Here is a 22718-nt window from a genome sequence, read left to right on the forward strand (position 1 = left end):
TTTATTTTCTTTTTGGATAGAACTGTTTTACAAACTTATTTTTCCATAAAAGAATAGGTAGTTCAAACTTTTTATGTACAAATAAAGAGAAGTAATAAAGCGTAACTAAAGCAAACGAAAGTCCAATTAAATCTGCAATATATACATTAATATATCGCTTAACTACTGCTGCTAGAGCTATTCCTAAAAAGATAAAAAAGAATTGAAAAATATAGAGTGAATAAGTAAGAATTCCAAATTGTTTTAATATTTTAATATTAAATATTTTAAATTTTTCTGGATATAAACTTACAGCTGCAAATAAAAATGTACAAAAGGCATTTACTAATAAATCTATATATACTATAGCATAGTTTTGATAAAAATATTTATCTTCTCTAATAGCTTTGAAGAAAGAAACATCAAATACATCTGAATTTATGATCGCATTATAAACCATTAGTATTGCTAATAAAATTCCAGAGATATAGGTTAACCAAATCCAAATTTTACTTGGTTTTAATGTAGTTAATGAGAGTACAATTCCGTAGAAAAATACATCAAACTGAAAAATAGTATTTCTTGCAATAATTAATGTGATTAACTCTTGGTCATCATTAATCGTACTCATGTAATTATAACTCAGCAATCTAAAAATTGGATATACTATAATTATTACCCAACCTATTTTTTTTAAAATATTTAATGGTGTAAAAAAAAGTATAAAAAAGAAAAGAATATAAAATTGTTCTTCGAAAGCCATCGACCATAAGTGTGGTGTAAGAATGGTATAGAGTTCATATTTTCCTGTTGTTAAAAACTGTACTATTTCTCTAAAATTATAAGTAAAACTAAGCAACATCATACCAAAGTGTTTTAGCTCGGTAAAAATGCCAAATGTGTTTTTAAATGCTAAGTGTAGTATAACACCAATAACAACTACAATTAATACATATAAATAATATAGTGGAAATGTTCTTGTGAATCTTTTTATACAATAGATTTTAAAACATTGCCACATACTTTCCGTTCTATTGATATCTGCTAAAAGTGTTTTGGTAATTAGGAAAGACGACATAATAAAGAAACTATGCAAACCAACATAGGCAATTATTGCAGGCATATTAAATTTAGTAAACTGATAGTGTAGTAGTAAAACCATTAAACAACAAACACCTCTAATTCCGTCAAAAGATTCGAAGTAAGTTAGTTTTACTGATGGTTTGCCTTGAGCTTCCATAATATAGGTATTTATGTTTAAAGGTAAGAAAACTTATTTTTTTACAACTATGATTTTAAAAACTTACGATAAAGCTTGTCTTTTTGATTTAGGAAGTACAATTCAAACTTATCATAGCTTAGCAATGAAAATGACATAATTGAGAAAATAGCCAATATAGCACAGATTAGTTCGCTAAAAAACTGATTGATATGATTGTTTAGAAAAGGATATAAAAAATATATTATTGGCAAAATAAACAAATATTGATATACATAACCACCGTAAGTAACTCTTCCCCACTTTACAAATAATTTTTTATTGAGTATTGAAATATAAACTTCAGGACTAATTACAAGCATTAAAAAGCAAGAACAACAAATGTTTAATAGAAAATCAGAAGTATATACAGAAAACCCTCGTACATTGATATCATATCGCCCAATCATTTCAAACCAGTGAATACCAAATTTATTTTGAATATACACCAAATTAAATGCATCATTTATTATTATTATTAAAACAAACAACAAAAAAAGTCGTTTTACATATTTAATATTAATTGGTGGCAATAATGCAACAAATACACCAAAAAAGAAAGCATCAAACTGAAACACAGAGCTTCTTACCATAGCAAAACCTAATAAAAAATAATTATCTGTTTTAGAATGCAAATAATAAAATCCAAATATCCTTATAAAAATAAATAATATTATTACTATTATACTTAGTATTTTTAATTGCGTTCTACTAAGAAAATAAATTAAAAATGGAACTATTATATAGAATTGTTCTTCTAGAGATATTGACCATAAATGTGGGAGAAAATTGGAACTTACATTAGGTGCTCCAAATAATATAATTGCCAAATCTTTAAAGTTATAAGTAAAGGTAAATAAAGTAATAATATAGTGTTTTAACTCTGATATAGTAAATAAAAAATCTGTACCAAAAATTAGTTTATATAAAACTGTTAAAAGTATTACCAAAAAAATATATCCAAAATAAACAGGAAATATTCGAAGTATCCTTTTAATATAATACTGTATAAAAAAGTGTTTAAAACTACTAGACCTTGCCTTATCTTTTAATAAAATAGATGTAATTAAATATCCAGATGCAATAAAAAATGAATGTAGCGTAAAATTGGCCAATGTTGCAGGTCCTTTTATGTAAAAAAAATGCAGGTGTAATAAAAAAATAGAAGGTGTTAACAATCCTCTTGCACCATCAAATTGTTGGTAATATGGTTTGCTTGATTTAGTAAGATTATTCATACTAATTATTTAGTTATAAGGTTAAGCAGAAATATTTTTTTATTTCATGACAAATAAATTAGATTGTCAATAAAAAATAAATGCTTTATTTGTAAAAAAATAAATAGAATCTTGTAATTATTTAATAATTAGTCTATTAATATACTTATAAAAGAATAAAGTGTCAGAGAAAAATAGTAAAATATTAGTTATTTAGTAATATTTTTCTTGAGATTGATAAAATACATTTCATATTTATTAAAGCTTATATCCGAGAATATTAATAAGGCACCAAAACATATTGTAGCACAAATTATTTCTGCTAGCCATACTGTCATATACATTTTTAAATAAGGAAATAATAAAACCACTGTAGGTATAATAAATAAGTATTGATACACATATACACCAAAAGAAATTTTACCAACATGAATAAAGAACTTATTTTCAAATATAGATAATGCATCATTAAATTTAAATGACAGATAAAACATAAACACACATAAAGAATTTACTATAATATCTATATAAAATATTTGTCCATTTTTAATCATAAAATCATAATCGGCAACAGCTCTTGTAAAAGAAATGCCTTCTTCTTTACTAACTATTATGCCATTAAAAACGATAGAAGCAATGAGTAAAAATACCATTGTATAAAATAAGAACTTAATAAGTTTTTTATTTTTAAAGTCAACAATAGCTACTAATATTCCGTAGAAAAATGCATCAAACTGAAAAAATGTACACCTATATAATATAAAAGACACAAACATATTGGGTTCTATTTGTTGATGTATATTAGGATGATTGATTAAATAATAATATCCTAAAATTCTAAATATAGGGAATATACAAATAATTATTATTGATATTGTTTTTAATCTTTTTATACTAACAAAATAAATTACAAAAGGTATTACAAAATAAAATTGTTCTTCTAAAGACAATGACCAAAGGTGAGGAAATATTGGACTCTTAGCATAATCTAAACCAGTATACAAACAAAGTAAATCTTTAAAATTATAAGTAAAAGTTAATAACATCCACCAAAAATGTTTTATCTCATAAACTACACCTAATATTGGATTGGCTTTTGTTTTTAATGTAATTAGTCCGATTATAACTGCTAAGAAAATATAACCATAGTATACAGGAAATATTCTTAGTATTCTTTTAGTATAAAAGTTTTTAAAATAGCTACCAAAACTCGTGGCATTTGTTTTATCTTTTAATAAAGATCTACTTAATAAATAGGCAGACATTATAAAAAAACAATGCATAGTAAAATAACCTAGCGTACTTGGTACGGTTACATAACTAAAGTGTAAATGAATAATTAATATGGTAAAAGAAAATACACCTCTAATACCATCAAAAGCTGGAATATAACCCAACTTAGGTTTATTATGATCCTTAATTAAACTCAAAACTCATTGCTAAGATAATATTTTCGCAAATTCTAAAAAAGAAAAAAACCTTGCTGAAATAGCAAGGTTTTAAATTATAGTTTGAATACAATTAAATTTTACTCTTCAATTTTTAACACGCCTAATTTTTCATCTTTTTTTCTAGTAGCATATAACATTACATCTACTATATAGACACATCTTACAATCAAAATCCAAGTAGAGCGTCCCTTTTAGAAAACGCTCTAGTAAAATTGAAAATATTTTTCTTCCCAAAGCCCTCTCTTCCTCTTTCCTGAAGCGTCTCTCGTTAGAGGACGCTACAAAGATAAATCTATATCTTCTAACTCTAAATAGTGAGTAACATATTTATTTGCGTAGTTTGTTATATAAAACCTAGCCGAACTATGCTTATAGTCTACAATAGTTGTAGCTAAATTCCATTTACTTACACATGGATTATTATGCATATAGTCTAATTTTTGTTCAATAAATTTTCTACTATGACATTCTATCCAATAAAAAGAGTTTTCAAATACTTTGTGTTGTTTATTATACTTTCTTTCATTATTGCTCAAAAAACTTTCTAATTGATTAAGTATATCTATTCTATTTTTCTGATTTAATTCCTTAATTATACCATACGCCATAAATCGCTTTCCATCACCTATAATTTTGTTTATTGATTTATCTGACTTTACAAAAGCGACTATTATATGAACATGGTTTGGCATTATTACATATCCTAAAATATAATTACCCAGTTTCTTTAATATATTAAACCAGTTATATATTAAATTATAAGTATTTGTAATTTCAAAAAGTGGCATCCAATTAATATTAGTGAATGTAATAAAGTAAACACCACAATTACTATCTATTGTTCTTTTACTTGGCATGTCTTGTTTATTACTATAGACGCATTTTGTATTCAAATTCCATAAAAGATTAAGGAGCGTCCTCTTTGAGAGCCGCTCTTTGAAGTACTGCAATACATTTGTATAGTGTTTTGCAAACCACAGTATATTGCATCTGCAATAAGTGTCTGACCAATAGAAACTTCTGTCAAATGTGATGCTTATGTTTTGTTTTTCTGAAGCGTCCCTTTCAGGAGATGCTTTTTGGAATCTTACACTCTTTCTCAGTGTAATCTAAATCCTTCCATAAACTTCACAAAGCGTCTCTCGTTAGAGGACGCTTCCTCATCTCAACTTAGCTAAATACATTTGAATGGTATTTTGCAGACCATAATATAGTGCATCAGTAATGAGTGCATGACCGATAGAGACTTCTGCTAAATGTGGTACTTGTGCTTTAAAATAAGCTAAGTTCTCTAAATTTAAATCGTGTCCGGCATTAATGCCAAGACCAATTTGGTGAGCCAAATCAGCACAAGCAACTATATTGCCTAATGCTTTTTGTTTATCTTGATGATAGTGTTTTGCAAAAGGGCCTGTATAAAATTCAACTCTATCTGCACCAACTGCCTTAGCTCCTTCAATCATTTTTTCGTCATCATCTATAAAAAGCGATACTCTAATATTTTTTGCTTGTAGTGTTGCAATGACTTCTTGCAATAGTGATTTATTTTTTATGGTATTCCAACCATGATCTGATGTAATTTGACTCGGATTATCTGGCACTAATGTACACTGATGTGGTTGTACTGCTAATACTTGCTGTATGAAATTTTCATCTGGATAACCTTCTATATTAAATTCTGTAGTACACACTGCTTTTAATAAAGGCAAATCGCTAAACTTACAATGTCTTTCATCTGGTCGTGGATGCACCGTTATACCTTGAGCTCCAAATCGTTCGCAATCTTGAGCTACTTGTACCAAGTTTGGATAGTTACTTCCTCTTGAGTTTCTAATGAGTGCTACTTTATTTAAATTAACTGATAATCGTACCATTTTTTATTAGTATTAAGATTTTAGTATTGAGTAGTAAGCATTTACTATCTTTTTTACAAATATCTTATAAATTTGGATGCTTTACTATAAAGTATGGATTTAATAAATTGGCTCTATTGTATTGTAATACTTGCTTGGTTTCAAATACTAACACTTCTGCTCCTGCTTCTGTAGCAATAAGTTGACCTGCACCAGTATCCCATTCCATTGTTGGTCCTAACCTTGGATAAACATCGGCGATACCTTCTGCAATTAAACAAAATTTGAGAGAACTACCTGCTGCTACAAACTCGACATTGCTATAGTTTTGCTTTTGCTCATCAACATAAGCTAATAACTCTGGTGTTTGATGTGAGCGACTACCTACGATTTTTAGTACACCATCTTCTGCTAAATTTCTAATATGTAGTTGTTTGGTTTGATTGTTTTCAATTAAAAAAGCACCTTTGTTTTTTTGTGCATAAAACATTTTATTTTGAGCAGGAACAAATAGTACAGATAAAATTGGTTCGTGATTTTCTATCAATGCTATGTTTATTGTAAACTCGCCATTTTTTTTGATAAACTCTTTAGTACCATCAATTGGATCGACTAGCCAACATTGTTGCCATGTTTTTCTAGTTTCAAAATCAATGAGTTTATTTTCTTCAGAGATAATAGGAATATTTGGTGTAAGATTTTTTAATCCATCAACTATAATTTGATTTGAGACTTTATCGGCTTCTGTTAATGGTGATTTATCGTCTTTATATTCTATACTAAAATCTTTGTGATATATATTTAATATTTCTTTTCCTGCTTGGTTTGCAATTGCTATAATATCTTCAATCATAAATATAATTATTTATTATAATAAAAATTAACTTCTGTTTCTTCAACAGTTTTATGTGCTTTATCTTTTTCTGATAAGATAATATCTTCTTTAGGAATTTTCCAATCGATATTTAAAGTTGGATCATTATATAAAATTCCGCCATCAGCTGCTTTGTTGTAGAAATTATCGCACTTATATAAGAACTCGCAAGTTGGTGTAAGCACTACAAAACCATGAGCAAAACCTCTTGGAATGAGTAATTGTTTTTTGTTTTCGGCAGATAGTTCAACAGCAATGTGTTGTAAGTATGTTGGTGAGTTTTTTCTTAAATCGACAGCAACATCTAAAACAGCACCTTGTGTTACTCTTACTAGCTTTGTTTGTGCATATGGTTCGAGTTGGAAATGCAGACCACGCAAAACACCATAAGTTGATTTAGAGTGATTGTCTTGCACAAAGTGATAATTGATATTGTGTGCTTTTAGTTTTTCTTGGTTATAGCTTTCGTAGAAGAAACCTCTGTCGTCTTCAAATACAGTTGGTTCAATTATAAATACATCTGGAATGGTCGTTTTGGTTAGGATCATGCTTCTTTGTATTGTTTTACTTTTTTGAATGTACTAGCAATATCTGAGCCATACTCTTTTTTAATAAAAAGGGTTATAATTATTAAGAAATTTAAAATAAAACCAATTGCGGCATATATTAAAATTGTAGTGTATGGCTTTGGTGTATCGCTAGGCAATGGCAATCTTGGTTCATCAACAATTTGGAATAAAGGTTTAATTGATTCATACTTTGCTTTTGCTAGTTCTAATTGTTGTGTAGTAGTTAAAAAGTCTTTTTCTAACAACTGCTTATTTCGTTCTTGTCTAATTTCTTCTAACTCTGCTTTATAAGTAACTAAATTATTTGCTTTGTCTTTATACTCTGCTAAGTTAAACTCTGCTTGTTCTAACTGATTGCTGATTTTATTTAGTCTGTCATTTAAATAGTCTACATTTATTTTTGCTTTATTGGTAGTTCTTTCTATATAGTAATCAATAATATTATCATACATAGCGTGACAAAGCAAAACAGCTAATTGTTCGTTTGTTGAATTTATTATAATATAATATATTTGAGCTTGATCTGCATTAATAATTGAAATTTTTTTTATTCCAGCTAAGATTCTCTTAAATGTACCATATTCTTGAGATGATAACTCTTTAATATCTGTAAAATTTTTAAAATAGCTTTCTTTATACCCAGAGTTTATTTTTAAAAAATGATTGGCTAAATAATCTTCTTTTCCATTAAGAGTATATTTCTTGAATAACATTTGAGCACCTACTTTTTCTGTAAAAGCATAAGTCATTAGTTTATTAGGATTATTAAAGCTTACATCTTGTTGTTGATTAATAAACATATTATTGTAGCTTATTTGAGGTGTTTCTTCGGATAGAATAAAAGACATAGTCGCAGTATAGGTTGTTTCTTTTTCTTCCTTAGATTTTTTATAACCATATAGTGCAAATAAGATAAATATTAGAATTAATAATAATATATTTTTTTTAATTATTTTAAATACTTTATTTACATACAACAAAGCAACCTCTATAGAAGCCAGTTCATTTTTATCTTCTTGTATTTGATCAACATTATTATTTTGATTTATTTTATCTTCCTCCATTCCTAATGGTTAAGTATAATAAATAGAGTGTTAGTACAGAACTTACGGTTCCAATAGTAGCATTCATTGCGGTATAGAATTTAGTGCCATCTCTTTCTTTCTTTTCTTTCTTTTCTTTCTTCTTTTCTTTTTGAGGAATGACGATGGTAGCACCTTTATCAATTTTAGCTTTTCTTGCTTTTTGTATTTTTCCGTTTGGATATTCTACATAAGCACGAATTCTTTTTCCATTTTTAGCATAACCAGCACCATAGTTTTTAATATAAAACTTAGCACCTTTACCTTGTGTATATGGTACATATAATATTTCTGGTTTTTTTTCTGTTGGATAATTAAATGCACCTTTGATGGCTACTAAATCTTGTACTGTAGGAATAATGATAGAATCGCCTGGTTTTAAAATGTAGTTATACTTAGAATTTTCTCTACGCATAACTTTTTCTAAATCCATAATTACAAAACCAACACCATTTTCTTTTCTATGCAGTTTAGCACCTAATGGATAAGCAAAACGCGTTAAGCCACCAGCTCTTTCAATAACTGAGCTTAATTTTTCATCTTTAGAGGTAAGCACATATTGCCCTGGATATAATACTTCTCCACTTATATTTACTTTAGTTTGATATTCAAACTCTGGTGTGTTTCTCACAAAAATTTGGTCGAATGGTTGTAATTTAACGGTATTAGCAATTGGATCTTTACCTATATTTTTGCTAATACTATAACTTAAAATAGTCATTTGTGTAGGAACAGATTGTGCTATTGCTTTATCAAAATTGGCAATTCTAGCAATTTCTATTCTATTAGAAGCTGCTTCCATTTTAAAACCATCTGCAAGTATAATAGCATCTGCAAGTGTCATGTTCTCCATGTATTGTAAAGTGCTTGGTTTCCTAACCATGCCATTTACTTCTATCGTATATTTGTCAAGCTTTGATAAATCTCTTTGTATAATAATTTTATCTCTTTTTTGAAGTTTAAATTCATCTAGAGCAGCATAATTATTAGTAGTATCTATTTTAAAAGAAATAACTTGATCTGCTAAATCTTCATTTACTCTATAAATTATAATTTTATCTAAGAAAGCAAAATCAGTTAAACCACCACTCATCATAATTGCGTCTCTAAGTGTCATTTCTTTTTCTAATGCAAATCGTCTTGGATTTCTCACTTCTCCAGAAATGGAAATACTAAAAGTATCTATAAAGTAAGTTTTGGAATAAGTTTCAATTACATCTCTAATTTGTAGTTCTAAGTTATCTACAGAATTAGCATCGTTCATTACATTATAGAGATTAATTCTATAGATTGTTTTTCTACCATCATCTATATTAGTGCGAATAACATATGCTTCATCCATATAAATATCATCTTTAAATCCTTGTGCTTTATCAATGATATCTCTAACTTTATTTCCTTCTTTCAGTTCATATCTACCTGGTAACATGACTGAACCTGTAATTTCTACAAAGTTTTTAATTGGTTCTGGAATGTCTCTCACTGTAATTTCATCTCCATTAAACAGCAAAAGTTTTTCTCCTTTAGCTTTTAGACTATCTAAATTGAAGTCAAGTAGTACCGTTTTATCTTCTAAGTATCTTTTTATTTGTACAACTGATTTATAGGCATTTGGCTTAAAACCACCACAATATTTTAATAAATCATCAAAATTTTCTGTTGGTAACATTTCATATTTACCTTGTTTGTGTACAAAACCAGTAATTTTTACTATATTTTTTTGGTGAGGGACATAGATGTAATCATTATTATTTAAGAAAACATCCCCTTGTTTTTCTGGTTCGAATAAAAACTTATATAAGTCGAATTTTTGAATAACTTTTCCATCTCTTTTAATTTGAATATCTCTAAGTGTACCTGAACGGGTTGGACCTCCTACATAAGCTAAGATATTGAAAGCTGTATTAATAGCTGGGAAAGTATAAGAACCTGGATTTTCTACATCACCAACTACATGTATAGTTACTACTCTTGAATAGTTTAAAGAAACATCAAAATTCGATTTATTAATCATATAGGCATTGGAAAATCTTGTTCTAAGTAATTCTTTTGCCTGTTCTAATGTTAATCCTTTTAAGTAAACTCTACCAATATTTTCTTGTTGTATGTAGCCATCTTTATCTATATAAAATAATCGATTATAATCTGCATAACCCCAAATAGACACTACAATTTGGTCACCAACGCCCAAAATATAATTCATTGGTGGTTTTATATCTACTGCATTATTAAAAAGTTTTATATCCTTTCTTCTAAAATAATCAAATCCAAAAATATCTACAGAGTCGAGACCTTCTCTAAGTTCTAGCGTAGCTGTTTCTGTTAGTTTTTCAACAGTTTCTGTTGCTTTAACTGCCTCTTGTAATAAAGTTTCAGATTGATTTCCAGTTGTTCCAAGTGGTTTATTATTGCCAATTACTTGTTTGGCTTTTTCCTCTGCTAATTTAGTATCTTCTAATTTTAAACTACCTTGTTTTACGCTTAAGGTATCTTCAATTTTTTTAATAATTTCTTGTATAGTTGGTTGTGGTTGTGTTGGTGGAATAAAAGGAACTATTTGTGCTGTACTTGTATTTTGAAAACCAAGCATCAACAAAAAAAATAGTGGAAGTAATATATTAAACTTGTGTTGTTTCATATTGATTGTTGTAGTAATTTAAATATTCGCCAGAAGTAACATTTTCTAACCATGCAGTATTGGCTAAATACCAATCTACGGTTTTTTCTAATCCTTCTTCAAATTGTAATGATGGTTTCCAACCTAATTCTTTATTTAATTTAGAAGCATCAATGGCATATCTTTTGTCGTGACCTGGTCGGTCTTTAATATAAGTAATCAATTGTTTTGAAGTACCTTCTGCTCTTCCTAGTTTTCTATCTAAAATATCGCAAAGCAAATGAATTAAATCGATGTTCTGCCACTCGTTAAATCCACCTATATTGTAAGTCTCACCAATTTTTCCGTTATGGTAAATTGTATCAATTGCAGTAGCATGGTCTTCTACCCAAAGCCAATCTCGTGTATATTTTCCATCGCCATAAACTGGTAATGCTTTGTTGTTTTGGATATTATTGATAAACAAAGGAATTAATTTTTCTGGAAACTGATAGCTTCCATAATTATTAGAGCAGTTAGAAATTATTGTTGGCAGATTATAGGTATTTTGAAAAGCTCTTACAAAATGATCGGAACTTGCTTTTGAAGAAGAATAAGGCGAACGAGGATCATAAGGTGTAGTTTCTAAAAATAAACCAGTTTCTCCAAGTGATCCATAAACTTCATCGGTAGAGATGTGATAAAATAATTTATCTTGAAAACTATCTTTCCACGAATTTTTAGCTGCTTCTAACAAATTAAAAGTTCCTATAACATTGGTTTGAATAAATGCTAATGGATTAGTTATAGATCTATCGACATGAGATTCTGCTGCTAAATGTATTACACCATCAAAATTGTACTGTTGGAATAATTGATTAACTGCATTGGCATCAACAATATCTACCTTTACAAATGTATAATTACTAGCATCTTCTATATCTTTTAGGTTTTCTAAATTGCCAGCATAAGTTAGTTTATCTGCATTAACTATATGATAGTTTGGATATTTATTTACCAATAATCTAACCACATGTGAGCCAATAAAACCAGCACCGCCTGTAACCAAAATAGTTTTGTCCATTATAATGTCCAGTATTTTAAATGATTAATTTTTCCTTTGTAGATATTCTTCAAATCGGCTATAATACAATTTTCATTAGCTAAATTAATAAAATATTCTTCATTTAAAGCTAAATAGTTGTTATGAGCCACACTTATTATAATTGCATCGTATTTATCGTTGGCTTCTTTATATAATACAACATTGTATTCATGTTGAACTTCTTCTTTAGATGCTAATGGATCTGTAATGGTAACCGATACATTATAATCTTGCAATTCTTTATATAAATCGAAGATTTTTGAGTTTCTAATATCGCTTACATTTTCTTTAAAAGTAGCACCCAATATTAAAGCTTTGCAATCTGCAGGATTTTTACCAATACTTAACCAATACTGCACCATTTTTTTAGCAACATAAGCAGACATACCATCGTTGATGCTTCTTCCACTTAAAATAATTTTTGGCTCGTACCCTAATTGATTCGATTTATAGGTTAAATAGTATGGATCAACACCAATACAATGTCCACCAACTAAACCAGGAAAAAATTTTAAGAAATTCCATTTTGTTCCAGCAGCTTCCAGCACATCATAAGTATTGATGTCCATTTTATTAAAAATTTGCGACAGTTCATTCATCAAAGCAATGTTTAAATCGCGTTGTGTATTTTCTATAACTTTAGCAGCTTCGGCAACTTTAACCGAAGTAGCTTTATATACACCAGCATCAATAATTGAGCCATAAATTGCAGCAATGAGTTCGAGTGATTCGTTATTACAACCAGAAACTATTTTTGTAATTTTTGTAAGCGTATGTTGTTTATCGCCTGGATTTATTCTTTCTGGAGAATAGCCATAGGTAAAATCTGATATTGCTTTTAAACCAGACAACTCTTCTATAATAGGAATACAATCTTCTTCGGTACAACCTGGATAAACTGTAGATTCAAAAACTACACAATCGCCTTTTTTAATTACTTTACCAACTGTAGTAGAAGCACTGATAACAGGTTTTAAGTCTGGCACTTTATGATCATCTACTGGTGTTGGTACTGCTACAATAAAAAAATTAGCTGCTTTTAAATCGTCTATATTCGCAGTAAACTGAATATCGGTATTGTCAAAATCTTTTGATGATAATTCTTTACTTGGATCAATTTTGTTTTGCATAAGCGCAACTCTTTCTGCATTAATATCAAACCCAATAACACTAAATTTTTTAGCAAATTCAAGTGCAATTGGTAAACCAACATAACCTAAACCAATAACTGCTATTTTTTTTTCTTTGTTGATATAAGAATTAATGTCTGCTTGGACATTCATATTGCTAAAATTTAATTTTGCCAAAGATAAATGTTTATTTTGGGATTATATTTACAAATTGTTGTTACTACTGAAGTTTGTAAAACATTAAGAAAGGTTGCAATGTAAAAGCAGGTTTTTATACCAAGAGTTGCACACATGGTTATTAATATTGAAGCACTTTGTGCTTCTTGTGTAAAAAAAAGATGGCTAATGGTACAAATTTTATTAATATTATTTAGAATTCATTTCGTCCGAATGTTAGGTATATTTAATTTTGGATAATCAATAAAAAATGACAATTTGGCTCGTATATAATATTTTAATTTTTATAATAAATAGTTTATTGCAACTAAATATTTTTAAACAATTTAGTAGCTTTAGACAACAACAGCTATTATTTAAAGAAGCAATGGTAAACTATACACCAAAAGCAAATTCGTTTTGGTTTGTAGTAAGTTCTGCTGGAGAATTTGAACAAGCATTACCATTAATTAAAATAATAAAGCAAGAAAAAAAAGACAGTCACATTGTAGTTAGTTTTTTTTCTAAGTCAGGTTTTGATTTGTTTACCAAACACAATTTAGTAGATTTTAGTTTTTATTTTCCTTTAGACACAAAACACAATGCTCAACTAATGGTAGAAAAAATTAAAGCACAAGCTGTTTTTTTTATTCGATATGAAATTTGGTTGAATACATTAGTTGCATTGAAAGCAAAACAAACTCCTACATTTTTAATTAATCAAGAAGATAAAAAAAGAAGTTTTATTTATCAGAAATATTTATATTATAGTTATACTTATTTTACTAAAATATTTAATGTCAACCAATTTGGAGATACCAAAATTGAACAAGCTATTGCACATAAAATTGATAATTTTGAAGATAAGCAACTTGAAACTTTTTGTAGCAATAATTTGGTTATTCTTTTAGCAAGTTGTTATTTAGAAGAAGTTAGAATTGTGGCACATTGGTATTGTAGTTTAAACAATAAAGAAAATATTAAAATAATTGTTTGTCCGCATGAACCAACAGAAGACTTTTATCGAACTTGTAATGTACTTTTTGAAGATAAGTTTTTTAGATATTCTGAAAGTGATAGAATATGGAAAAATTTACTATATATAGATAAGAAAGGCGTCTTAAAATACCTATATCGATATGCAACTATTAGTTTTATTGGTGGTGGTTTTAACAATAAGTTACACAATATTTTTGAAGCATTGATTTATGATACTGTTGTGTGTTGTGGCAATAATATTTCAAAATTTGCTATGGAAGAAAATTTAGCAAAAGAGCAAATTATTTTTTTAATTAGCAATGAAGATGATTGGTGTCAGTTGATTGATACAATATCAAATGATAAAAAATCTCAAGTAAAAACACTTGAAATGGCAAATAAAAATAAATTTTTAGAGCAACATTTGAATACCAGTCAACGAATTTGGAATACTATTGTTTCTTTGGTTCAAATTTAGTTTAAGCAACTTTACTACATTCTACTTTACTCAGAATGAATTTATTAAAAGCACCTTACTATTCAAATTAGTACTGAAATTGCTGTTCTAGCAAATTCATAAACTTATTGACATTGTCTTGCTTTTGTGCTGCTTTCCAATTGTAAGTATCCGATAGTGTAGTATTACAATACTGTGCTGCTTCTTGGTAAGAATTCATTTCGTCTAGCTTTTTCAACTCTTTTTCATAAGCGGTAAACTGACTATTAAACAATTCTCTTACAAAAATAAATTTTTCGTTGAGGGAAATATTTTCACTGAACGACTTTCTATTGATGTCAAACTCAGGAACGGCAATATGCATATTATCGTCTTCGTCAGTAATGAATTCTAAATTAAAATCACTTTTTGTTTGATGTGTGTCTTCTACAGCAGATTCCACTTTATTTTCTACTTCAGTAATGGTCGATTCTGCTTTTTCTTTTAAATCATTATTGAAAAATAACGCTGCTTTTTCTTCGTCTTCTGCTACTAGTAAATTGTTAGTTTGATGTGTGTTTTCTACAACAGATTCCACTTTATTTTCTACTTCATTAATAGTAGATTCTATTTTATCTTTTAAATCATTATTGAAAAATAACGCTGCTTTTTCTTCGTCTTCTGCTACTAGTAAATTGTTAGTTTGATGTGTGTTTTCTACAACAGATTCCACTTTATTTTCTACTTCAGTAATAGTAGATTCTACTTTATCTTTTAAATCATTACTGAAAAATAACGCTTCTTTTTCTTCGTCTTCTGCTACTAGTAAATTGTTAGTTTGATGTGTGTTTTCTACTACAGATTCCACTTTATTTTCTACTTCAGTAATGGTCGATTCTGCTTTATCTTTTAAATCATTATTGAAAAATAACGCTTCTTTTTCTTCATCTTCTGCTACTAGTAAATTGTTAGTCTGATGCGTGTTTTCTACAACAGATTCCACTTTATTTTCTACTTCAGTAATAGTAGATTCTATTTTATCTTTTAAATCATTATTGAAAAATAACGCTTCTTTTTCTTCGTCTTCTGCTACTAGTAAATTGTTAGTCTGATGTGTGTTTTCTATAACAGATTCCACTTTATTTTCTACTTCAGTAATAGTCGATTCTACTTTGTCTTTTAAATCATTATTGAAAAATAACGCTGCTTTTTCTTCGTCTTCTGCTACTAGTAAATTGTTAGTTTGATGTGTGTTTTCTACAACAGATTCCACTTTATTTTCTACTTCAGTAATAGTCGATTCTACTTTATCTTTTAAATCATTATTGAAAAATAACTCTTCTTTGTGTTCATCATCTGCTACTAGCGTATTAGAGTTTTGTTCAACAAGAAAATCATCATCGTCATTATATACATTATTATTTACTATATTTTTTTCTTCTATATTATTTTCAAACTGATGATTGCTTTGATATACATCTGCTAAGACCAATTCTTTTTCTTCAATTTTCGTAGCAAATAAATCCCAAATTGGCTCATGTTCTATAGCAATTGATGGTAGCTTTTCTTGCTGCAACTTTAAATCATTAGGAATTTGTATCGTAATTTCTTGCGGAATAACAGTTTCTTGTACTATTGTTTCTTCTTCTAGTTGTACTGCTGATGCTTTCTGTTTATCAAAAACATCGTCTATTGTTAAACCTAATTTGCTTTCTACTTCTTCAATCTTGTCAATACAAATGTACAAATGCTTCTTCATGAGTTGCAATTCTTCTGGCGACATAGTGCCTTCTGACAAAATTGTTTTGTTTAAATTCGTAACTACTGCTAAGTAATTCTCCAATTTCAATAAAGTATTTCTTATTTCCATTGCTAATGTTTAATTTGTAGCCAATATTATATCAAAATAATTGAATGTAAAAAATGTTTTTAGAACAAAATGTTAATTACTCCAAAAATGGTTGGATAGAAGTGATTTGTGGCTCTATGTTTTCTGGCAAAACAGAAGAGCTAATTCGCAGATTAAAACGAGCCAAAATTGCCAATTTGCGTGTAGAAATATTTAAACCAATGGTCGATACGCGCTATGATGAAGAAGCAGTCGTATCGCACGATAGCAATTCAATTTTATCTACGCCAGTAGCCAGCTCACAAAATATTTTGCTATTAAGTAACGATGTTGATGTAGTTGGTATTGATGAAGCACAGTTTTTTGATGAAGAACTACCAAGCGTTTGTGAACAATTAGCCAACAAAGGTATTCGTGTAATTATTGCTGGTTTAGACAAAGACTTTTTAGGTAAACCATTTGGACCAATGCCACGATTAATGGCAGATGCAGAATATGTAACCAAAGTACATGCAATTTGTATGCAGTGTGGTGCTTTGGCAAATTATTCTTTTAGATTAATTGATAACGATAAAACTGTTTTGCTTGGCGAAAAAGAAAGCTACGAACCAAGATGCAGAACTTGCTTTGTAAAAGGAATGAAAAAATGAAGTTATCAAATTTTGAAGTAGCACAACAAATCAACATCAACAACACGAATTTGTTTTTAAATGGTGCTGCTATTAGAACTAAATTTTTTATAGATACTTATATTATTAGTTTGTATTTACAAAAAAGCACTACAAATGAACATGAAATATTAACTTCAACTGATGCTAAAGTTTTGCGTATGCAACTTATCACACCATTAGCAACGCCAAAAGCAGTAAGCGATAATTTAAGCGATGGTATGAAAAACGGACTAGGTAAATTGTACTACGAATATAAATCTACAGTAGAAGCCATACAAGAAGCAGTTATACAATCGGCAGTAAAATACAAAGACAGTATAGATATTTATAGCAATAAAAATGAATTGCAATTGTATAAAAACAACGAGCTATTTTTAACTTTAAACGACTGTCAACTAATAGCCGATACCATTTTTAATATCTATTTAGGCAATCCACCAAAAGACAAAAAAATAAAACAATTACTACTAAAAGGTTTTTGAAGTTTTTCAGATATAAATTAAAATAATTTTGTACTTTTAATTAACTATTATGAACGACACATTAATTATAGAGTTAACCAATAAAAAAGCTGTAAAACTTTTACAGGATATGGAAGATTTGAATTTAATCAAAGTAATAAAACATAATAACAATACTAATAAATTAAATATATCTAAAAAATACAAAGGTGTTTTTACTAAAGAAGATGCTTTAAGTTTTAATGAACACACTCAAAATTCTAGAAAAGAATGGAGCAATACTTAATTGATAATAATGCCATCTCTTATTTTTTTTCTGAATTGTTGAATGATAGTGCCATGCAATTTATGGCTAATGTTATTGATAAAATTCCCAATATTTCTGTAATTACTCAAATCGAAGCTCTTTCTTGGACAAATAAAGATAAAAATAAAGAATCAATACTTAAAGAGTTTATTAATGATTCTAATATACTATTTATTACGCCTAATATTGTAGCGGAATGTGTCCGAATTAGAAGAAGTAGAAAAATAAAAACACCAGATGCAATTATTGCAGCAACTGCTATTGTAAATAACTTTACACTTATAACTGCTGATGCTGATTTTGAAAATATTGACAATCTGAAAATTTTAAATCCAAATAAAATATAAATATCTATTTAGGCAATCCACCAAAAGACAAAAAAATAAAACAATTACTACTAAAAGGTTTTTGATTGATTTAAATTATTAACTACTTATTTAATCACGCTTACTCAATAAAAGCACCTTATTTTATTATACTTTCTTAGATCCAAAAATATTTTTTCATTTTTTTTGAAAATTTTTATGGAATTTTTATTCCAATTGCGTCTTAATAGCAAATAATATTTTAGAACGATTAAATGATTAGTTATGAACGCAATGAAAAATCAAGTACAGTTAATTGGAAAGTTAGGAAAAGACCCAATTGTAAGAACATTTGGAAACGACAAGAAAGTAGCCAACTTTAGTGTAGCTACTTCAGATTATTATTACGATGCTGATGGCAACAAACAAACCGACACACAATGGCACAATGTGGTTGTTTGGAACAAATTAGCAACTATTTGCGAAGATAAATTAGCAAAAGGTAAAGAAGTAATAGTGACTGGTAAGCTCACTTATCGAAATTATGACGATAAAGATGGTAACAAAAAGTATGTTACAGAAATTGTTGCCAATGAAGTTTTGCTAATGGATACAAAAAAACAATCGGCATAGTTTTTTGTTAGAAGTATTTAAGCTATTTTTAAACTATGGATTTAAATACTACTAATGTAAACGATGCAACAGCTACCAAAGCAATGGAAGGTCATTACCAAGAAATACTTAACTTACTAGGTGAAGATGTTAAAAGAGAAGGATTATTAAAAACTCCAGAAAGAGTATCAAAAGCCATGCAATTTATAACCAGTGGTTATAATATAAATCCAATCGACATTGTTCTTTCTGCTATTTTTAATGAAGACCACAGCGAAATGGTAATTGTAAAAGATATTGAATTGTATTCATTATGCGAACACCACATGTTGCCTTTTTTCGGAAAGGCACATGTGGCTTATATACCTAATGGTAAAATTACTGGTTTAAGCAAAATTGCTAGAGTAGTTGATGCTTATGCTAGACGATTACAAGTGCAAGAACGACTCACTACTCAAATTAGAGATTGTATTAATGAAGCATTGCAACCACTTGGCGTTGCTGTGGTAATAGAAGCCAAACATATGTGTATGATGATGCGTGGTGTACAAAAACAAAATTCTATTACTACTACATCTGCATTTACTGGCGAATTTGAAAAAAATGCAACCAGAAGTGAGTTTATGAAACTAATTAGCAAAGATTTGTCGTAAAAAAAGTTGTATTTCAGATAATAATATGTATTTTTATACCTTAAACATTCTAAAATTATACAATGAAAAAATACTTTTTTTTACTAATTAGTTTGTCTTTATTATTAGTAGTTTCTTGTAAGAAAGATAGCATTAATGATGCAAACAATAGTGATTGCACAGATGGCAGTGTTAACTTTCCATACTTAGGTGTTGGTCATGAATTAAGATATATTTATTCTGATTGGACAAGTGGTGCTGATAGTATGATAGTAAAAAATGAATCAATGCCTTCTGTTGGAACTTACCAATCAACTTTAACATATAAGCCAGGAAGTTCTAGTACAATTTATTATCATGCTTGTGGTAAAGATTTATATACTTCATTAGATGGCAACTATAATCAATATAGTCATTGGTGGATTTCATTAGATGCACAAGTCGGTGATACATGGACTCGAACTTTAAATGGCACAGTATATTCATATGAATTATTTTCTAAGAATGCTACAGTAACAACTTTATCTCTTGAGAATACCTATACCAATTGTTATAAATATACTTTTCAAAGTAGTACAAGTTTATTTGGACCTGACACCATTTATTTTAAACCTGATATAGGTGTGGTTTACTATGATGGCGTAACAGCTTGGTATGAATTAGCCAGTAAAAATTTCTAAATAGTTTATTAAGTATTTACTGCTACTACAAACTTATCTTGATGATGATAAACTGTATTAGGTTGTAATAGTACTAAGTCTTTGTATTGAGTGTGATTAATTGCATTTGGTACTGCTTGACATTCAAAGCAAATGGCTGAGTGCTGATTATATAGCTGATTATCTTTTCCTTTTATTAGATTTAAAAAATTACCAGTATAAATTTGCACACCTTGTTTTGTTGTTGCAACTGTCAACTTCAAACCATTAGTTTTATTGAAAAGTATTGCTACAGCATCTAGTTGATTAATAGCTCCATTTTTTATAAAGAAATGGTCGATGCCTTTAGCTTGTGCAATTTGACTATCTGTACTATTTAATGCAGTACTTATTGGTTTAGCATTGCTAAAATCAAAAACAGTATTTTTTATTGATAATGATGTTTGATTTGGAGTACCATTTTCTAGCAATGGAAAAAATGCATCAGCAAATATTTGTAGCTCTTGTTTGCCTATGTTTTCATTTGTTCCACTTAAATTAAAGTACGAATGATTGGTTAAATTAATAATTGTTGTTTTATCTGTTGTAGCATGGTAATCAATCATCAATTCATTATCAATAATAGTATAAGTAATTTTTACTTTAACAGTTGATTGATATTCATTGTCTATTTTACTAGTATTTAATAAAAAAGAAATAGATTGTTCATTGTGTTGAATTGCTGTCCAGATTTGTTTACTCCAAGCAAAACTTCCACCATGTAAATGGTGCAATTCATTATTACAACTCAGCTTAAATTGTTGATGGTTTAACTCAAATTGTCCATATTCAATTCTATTAGCAAACTGACCAATTGTAGCACCAATATAATAGTCATCTTTTATATATTCATTAATAGTACCATAACCAAGAACAATATCTGTTAGTTGATTGGATTTATCTTTAACTAAAAAACTTACTAGTGTAGCTCCATAGTTAGTTAAATAAATAGAAATATGTTGATTACTTAATTGAAATAACTGAATTTCATTATCCATATTAGATACAAAATAAAGTAAAATTCATTAGTCTTACAACCTTGTTTCTCCTCTTCTAATTCTCAAGCATTAAAAAAATAATTTGATATATTTTTTAATAAATATGTTTTTATATAAATATAAATTCTTTCGTTCATTTTGTCTTGATATTTACCTGTTGGTAAACAGGCAAAACGAACTAGATCCTGAAATAAATTCAGGACAAGAAGCATTTAAGGCAATTTTGCTTTGCATTATAATGCATGTTTTGGAGCTGCATGTTTTTTTAAGTCATTCAAATAAGTAGATTTTACTGCTTCTGCTACATTAGGTGCTACTTCCATATTTAATGCATTCGGAATAATTTCATCTCGCTTTAAGTCAGTAACACAATCAGCAATAGCAATAGCCGCAGCAATTTTCATTTTCGTAGTAATTTGTCGAGCTCTACAAGCCAAAGCACCTTTAAAAATTCCAGGGAAAGCCAAAACATTATTCACTTGATTTGGTAAATCGCTTCTTCCAGTGCCTACCACACCTGCACCACCTTCGTAAGCATCATCTGGTGAAATTTCTGGATTTGGATTTGCTAATGCCAAAATAATTGGTGCTGTATTCATTGTTTTAACATCGTCTTTAGATAAAACATTTCCTTGACTTACACCAATAAATACATCTGCATTAACAATGGCATCTTTAAGTGTACCTTTACTATTGTCTTTATTCGTATATTTTAAAATCTCTCTCTTAAAGTCATTTAAATCAGAACGGCTGCTATGAATTATGCCTTTCGTATCGCACATTACAATCTGTTCAATAGGTTTGAAGCCAAAGCTTTTCAAATCTTCTGAGGTCAACAATTTAGAAATTGCCAAACCAGCAGCACCAGCACCATTAATCACCACTTTTAGTTTGCCAAATTTTTTATCTAGTAATTTACAAGCATTAATTAATGCAGCCAAAGCAACAATTGCCGTTCCATGTTGGTCATCGTGAAAAACAGGAATACCTAAAGTTTGTAAGCGTTCTTCAATTTCAAAACATCTAGGTGAAGAAATATCTTCTAAGTTGATGCCACCAAAAACTGGTGCAATATTTTTTATCGTGATGATAATATCTTCGGTTTCTTGAGTTGCCAAACAAATTGGAAAAGCATTAATATCTGCAAACTTTTTAAACAACATCGCTTTTCCTTCCATTACAGGAATGGCTGCTTCTGCACCTAAATTTCCTAAACCTAAAATTGCAGAGCCATCGCTAACAATGGCTACGGTATTATTTTTAATGGTTAAATCCCAGACTTTCTCTTCATCATTCGCAATTTGCTTCACAGGTTCAGCAACACCAGGCGAATAGCACAGCGTTAAGTCCAACCTACTTTCTAATGGCGTTTTTAAATTAATGCTGATTTTGCCTTGCAATTTTTCGTGTAATGCCAACGAATCTCTAGAATAATCTTTCATATAAAATTGTGAAACAGCTAATTTAGTATAATTATTACAGCTTGTTCATTTTTACTAGC

At 28.7% G+C, this 22718-nt stretch carries 23 protein-coding genes; 8 read left to right on the top strand and 15 right to left on the bottom strand.

Features of this window, described 5'->3' with window-relative positions; genetic code table 11:
• Nucleotide 1: 1 nt before the first annotated feature.
• The 12 genes from H6553_13905 to H6553_13960 all read right to left on the bottom strand — a co-directional run bounded on the left by H6553_13905 (nucleotide 2) and on the right by H6553_13960 (nucleotide 13267).
• Nucleotides 2–1219 carry an acyltransferase gene (locus tag H6553_13905; protein MCB9034927.1) on the bottom strand — a complete coding sequence of 406 codons (1218 nt, stop codon included), beginning with the start codon at nucleotides 1217–1219 and terminating at the stop codon, nucleotides 2–4.
• Between the two features lie 47 nt (nucleotides 1220–1266).
• Nucleotides 1267–2475 (bottom strand): acyltransferase, encoded by a 1209-nt coding sequence (locus H6553_13910; protein MCB9034928.1) that lies wholly within the window; start codon nucleotides 2473–2475, stop codon nucleotides 1267–1269.
• A gap of 188 nt (nucleotides 2476–2663) precedes the next feature.
• A complete protein-coding gene (locus tag H6553_13915) occupies nucleotides 2664–3884 on the bottom strand; it encodes an acyltransferase (protein MCB9034929.1) in 1221 nt (406 codons plus the stop codon).
• Nucleotides 3885–4183: 299 nt separating this feature from the next.
• A complete protein-coding gene (locus H6553_13920) occupies nucleotides 4184–4762 on the bottom strand; it encodes a hypothetical protein (protein ID MCB9034930.1) in 579 nt (192 codons plus the stop codon).
• Between the two features lie 32 nt (nucleotides 4763–4794).
• Nucleotides 4795–4932 (bottom strand): pyridoxine 5'-phosphate synthase, encoded by a 138-nt coding sequence (locus H6553_13925; GenBank protein MCB9034931.1) that lies wholly within the window; start codon nucleotides 4930–4932, stop codon nucleotides 4795–4797.
• Nucleotides 4933–5065: 133 nt separating this feature from the next.
• Entirely contained in the window at nucleotides 5066–5779 is a 714-nt protein-coding gene (locus tag H6553_13930) for a pyridoxine 5'-phosphate synthase (protein MCB9034932.1), read from the bottom strand.
• Nucleotides 5780–5843: 64 nt separating this feature from the next.
• Nucleotides 5844–6611: a 3'(2'),5'-bisphosphate nucleotidase CysQ gene (gene cysQ, locus H6553_13935; protein ID MCB9034933.1), complete on the bottom strand. Its 768-nt coding sequence runs from the start codon at nucleotides 6609–6611 to the stop codon at nucleotides 5844–5846.
• Between the two features lie 8 nt (nucleotides 6612–6619).
• Nucleotides 6620–7180: a dTDP-4-dehydrorhamnose 3,5-epimerase gene (gene rfbC, locus H6553_13940; GenBank protein ID MCB9034934.1), complete on the bottom strand. Its 561-nt coding sequence runs from the start codon at nucleotides 7178–7180 to the stop codon at nucleotides 6620–6622.
• On the bottom strand, nucleotides 7177–8265 hold the full coding sequence (locus H6553_13945) for a hypothetical protein (GenBank protein ID MCB9034935.1): 1089 nt from the start codon (nucleotides 8263–8265) through the stop codon (nucleotides 7177–7179). Before H6553_13945 ends, rfbC begins: the two co-directional genes overlap by 4 nt.
• On the bottom strand, nucleotides 8252–10921 hold the full coding sequence (locus tag H6553_13950; GenBank protein ID MCB9034936.1) for an SLBB domain-containing protein: 2670 nt from the start codon (nucleotides 10919–10921) through the stop codon (nucleotides 8252–8254). The genes H6553_13945 and H6553_13950 overlap by 14 nt, the downstream gene beginning before the upstream one ends.
• Nucleotides 10902–11963, bottom strand: a complete 1062-nt coding sequence (gene rfbB, locus H6553_13955; protein ID MCB9034937.1) for a dTDP-glucose 4,6-dehydratase — start codon at nucleotides 11961–11963, stop codon at nucleotides 10902–10904. Before rfbB ends, H6553_13950 begins: the two co-directional genes overlap by 20 nt.
• Nucleotides 11963–13267: a nucleotide sugar dehydrogenase gene (locus H6553_13960; GenBank protein MCB9034938.1), complete on the bottom strand. Its 1305-nt coding sequence runs from the start codon at nucleotides 13265–13267 to the stop codon at nucleotides 11963–11965. The genes rfbB and H6553_13960 overlap by 1 nt, the downstream gene beginning before the upstream one ends.
• Before the next feature lie 274 nt (nucleotides 13268–13541).
• On the opposite strand from H6553_13960, the gene H6553_13965 reads away from it, so the two are divergent.
• Entirely contained in the window at nucleotides 13542–14726 is a 1185-nt protein-coding gene (locus H6553_13965; GenBank protein MCB9034939.1) for a hypothetical protein, read from the top strand.
• Nucleotides 14727–14793: 67 nt separating this feature from the next.
• Here H6553_13965 and H6553_13970 read toward each other — a convergent pair whose 3' ends face one another.
• Complete coding sequence (locus H6553_13970) at nucleotides 14794–16554, bottom strand: hypothetical protein (protein ID MCB9034940.1); 1761 nt, start codon at nucleotides 16552–16554, stop codon at nucleotides 14794–14796.
• A gap of 53 nt (nucleotides 16555–16607) precedes the next feature.
• Between H6553_13970 and H6553_13975 the strand changes: the two genes are divergently transcribed.
• The 7 genes from H6553_13975 (at nucleotide 16608) to H6553_14005 (ending at nucleotide 20201) form a co-directional block, all read left to right on the top strand.
• Nucleotides 16608–17183, top strand: a complete 576-nt coding sequence (locus tag H6553_13975) for a thymidine kinase (GenBank protein ID MCB9034941.1) — start codon at nucleotides 16608–16610, stop codon at nucleotides 17181–17183.
• The gene (locus H6553_13980; protein MCB9034942.1) at nucleotides 17180–17686 is read left to right on the top strand and encodes a chalcone isomerase family protein; all 507 of its coding nucleotides are present in this window, start codon (nucleotides 17180–17182) and stop codon (nucleotides 17684–17686) included. Before H6553_13975 ends, H6553_13980 begins: the two co-directional genes overlap by 4 nt.
• Before the next feature lie 49 nt (nucleotides 17687–17735).
• Nucleotides 17736–17951, top strand: a complete 216-nt coding sequence (locus H6553_13985; protein MCB9034943.1) for a hypothetical protein — start codon at nucleotides 17736–17738, stop codon at nucleotides 17949–17951.
• Nucleotides 17936–18319, top strand: a complete 384-nt coding sequence (locus tag H6553_13990) for a type II toxin-antitoxin system VapC family toxin (protein MCB9034944.1) — start codon at nucleotides 17936–17938, stop codon at nucleotides 18317–18319. Before H6553_13985 ends, H6553_13990 begins: the two co-directional genes overlap by 16 nt.
• Before the next feature lie 243 nt (nucleotides 18320–18562).
• Nucleotides 18563–18910, top strand: coding sequence for a single-stranded DNA-binding protein (locus tag H6553_13995; protein ID MCB9034945.1), 348 nt, complete (start codon nucleotides 18563–18565; stop codon nucleotides 18908–18910).
• A 35-nt stretch (nucleotides 18911–18945) separates the two neighbouring features.
• Nucleotides 18946–19542, top strand: a complete 597-nt coding sequence (gene folE / locus H6553_14000; GenBank protein MCB9034946.1) for a GTP cyclohydrolase I FolE — start codon at nucleotides 18946–18948, stop codon at nucleotides 19540–19542.
• 62 nt (nucleotides 19543–19604) lie between these two features.
• Nucleotides 19605–20201, top strand: coding sequence for a hypothetical protein (locus H6553_14005; protein MCB9034947.1), 597 nt, complete (start codon nucleotides 19605–19607; stop codon nucleotides 20199–20201).
• 8 nt (nucleotides 20202–20209) lie between these two features.
• On the opposite strand, the gene H6553_14010 is transcribed toward H6553_14005, so the two are convergent.
• Together H6553_14010 and H6553_14015 are read right to left on the bottom strand one after the other, a co-directional pair.
• Nucleotides 20210–21217, bottom strand: a complete 1008-nt coding sequence (locus H6553_14010) for a galactose mutarotase (GenBank protein ID MCB9034948.1) — start codon at nucleotides 21215–21217, stop codon at nucleotides 20210–20212.
• A 233-nt stretch (nucleotides 21218–21450) separates the two neighbouring features.
• Entirely contained in the window at nucleotides 21451–22659 is a 1209-nt protein-coding gene (locus tag H6553_14015) for an NADP-dependent malic enzyme (protein MCB9034949.1), read from the bottom strand.
• Nucleotides 22660–22718: the final 59 nt, after the last annotated feature.

It is taken from the genome of Chitinophagales bacterium (assembly GCA_020636535.1).
Taxonomy (GTDB): Bacteria; Bacteroidota; Bacteroidia; order Chitinophagales; family JADIYW01; genus JADJSS01.

What these genes read in the sequence shown, in the direction of transcription:
- H6553_13985 (MCB9034943.1), top strand. Translation starts at nt 17,736, where the DNA reads ATGAACGACACATTAATTATAGAGTTAACCAATAAAAAAGCTGTAAAA.
- H6553_13980 (MCB9034942.1), top strand. Translation starts at nt 17,180, where the DNA reads ATGAAGTTATCAAATTTTGAAGTAGCACAACAAATCAACATCAACAAC.
- rfbC (MCB9034934.1), bottom strand. Translation starts at nt 7,180, where the DNA reads ATGATCCTAACCAAAACGACCATTCCAGATGTATTTATAATTGAACCA.
- H6553_13965 (MCB9034939.1), top strand. Translation starts at nt 13,542, where the DNA reads ATGACAATTTGGCTCGTATATAATATTTTAATTTTTATAATAAATAGT.
- folE (MCB9034946.1), top strand. Translation starts at nt 18,946, where the DNA reads ATGGATTTAAATACTACTAATGTAAACGATGCAACAGCTACCAAAGCA.
- rfbB (MCB9034937.1), bottom strand. Translation starts at nt 11,963, where the DNA reads ATGGACAAAACTATTTTGGTTACAGGCGGTGCTGGTTTTATTGGCTCA.
- H6553_13945 (MCB9034935.1), bottom strand. Translation starts at nt 8,265, where the DNA reads ATGGAGGAAGATAAAATAAATCAAAATAATAATGTTGATCAAATACAA.
- H6553_13990 (MCB9034944.1), top strand. Translation starts at nt 17,936, where the DNA reads ATGGAGCAATACTTAATTGATAATAATGCCATCTCTTATTTTTTTTCT.
- cysQ (MCB9034933.1), bottom strand. Translation starts at nt 6,611, where the DNA reads ATGATTGAAGATATTATAGCAATTGCAAACCAAGCAGGAAAAGAAATA.
- H6553_13910 (MCB9034928.1), bottom strand. Translation starts at nt 2,475, where the DNA reads ATGAATAATCTTACTAAATCAAGCAAACCATATTACCAACAATTTGAT.
- H6553_13975 (MCB9034941.1), top strand. Translation starts at nt 16,608, where the DNA reads ATGTTTTTAGAACAAAATGTTAATTACTCCAAAAATGGTTGGATAGAA.
- H6553_13920 (MCB9034930.1), bottom strand. Translation starts at nt 4,762, where the DNA reads ATGCCAAGTAAAAGAACAATAGATAGTAATTGTGGTGTTTACTTTATT.
- H6553_14010 (MCB9034948.1), bottom strand. Translation starts at nt 21,217, where the DNA reads ATGGATAATGAAATTCAGTTATTTCAATTAAGTAATCAACATATTTCT.
- H6553_14015 (MCB9034949.1), bottom strand. Translation starts at nt 22,659, where the DNA reads ATGAAAGATTATTCTAGAGATTCGTTGGCATTACACGAAAAATTGCAA.
- H6553_13960 (MCB9034938.1), bottom strand. Translation starts at nt 13,267, where the DNA reads ATGAATGTCCAAGCAGACATTAATTCTTATATCAACAAAGAAAAAAAA.
- H6553_13995 (MCB9034945.1), top strand. Translation starts at nt 18,563, where the DNA reads ATGAACGCAATGAAAAATCAAGTACAGTTAATTGGAAAGTTAGGAAAA.
- H6553_13905 (MCB9034927.1), bottom strand. Translation starts at nt 1,219, where the DNA reads ATGGAAGCTCAAGGCAAACCATCAGTAAAACTAACTTACTTCGAATCT.
- H6553_13950 (MCB9034936.1), bottom strand. Translation starts at nt 10,921, where the DNA reads ATGAAACAACACAAGTTTAATATATTACTTCCACTATTTTTTTTGTTG.
- H6553_14005 (MCB9034947.1), top strand. Translation starts at nt 19,605, where the DNA reads ATGAAAAAATACTTTTTTTTACTAATTAGTTTGTCTTTATTATTAGTA.
- H6553_13970 (MCB9034940.1), bottom strand. Translation starts at nt 16,554, where the DNA reads ATGGAAATAAGAAATACTTTATTGAAATTGGAGAATTACTTAGCAGTA.
- H6553_13930 (MCB9034932.1), bottom strand. Translation starts at nt 5,779, where the DNA reads ATGGTACGATTATCAGTTAATTTAAATAAAGTAGCACTCATTAGAAAC.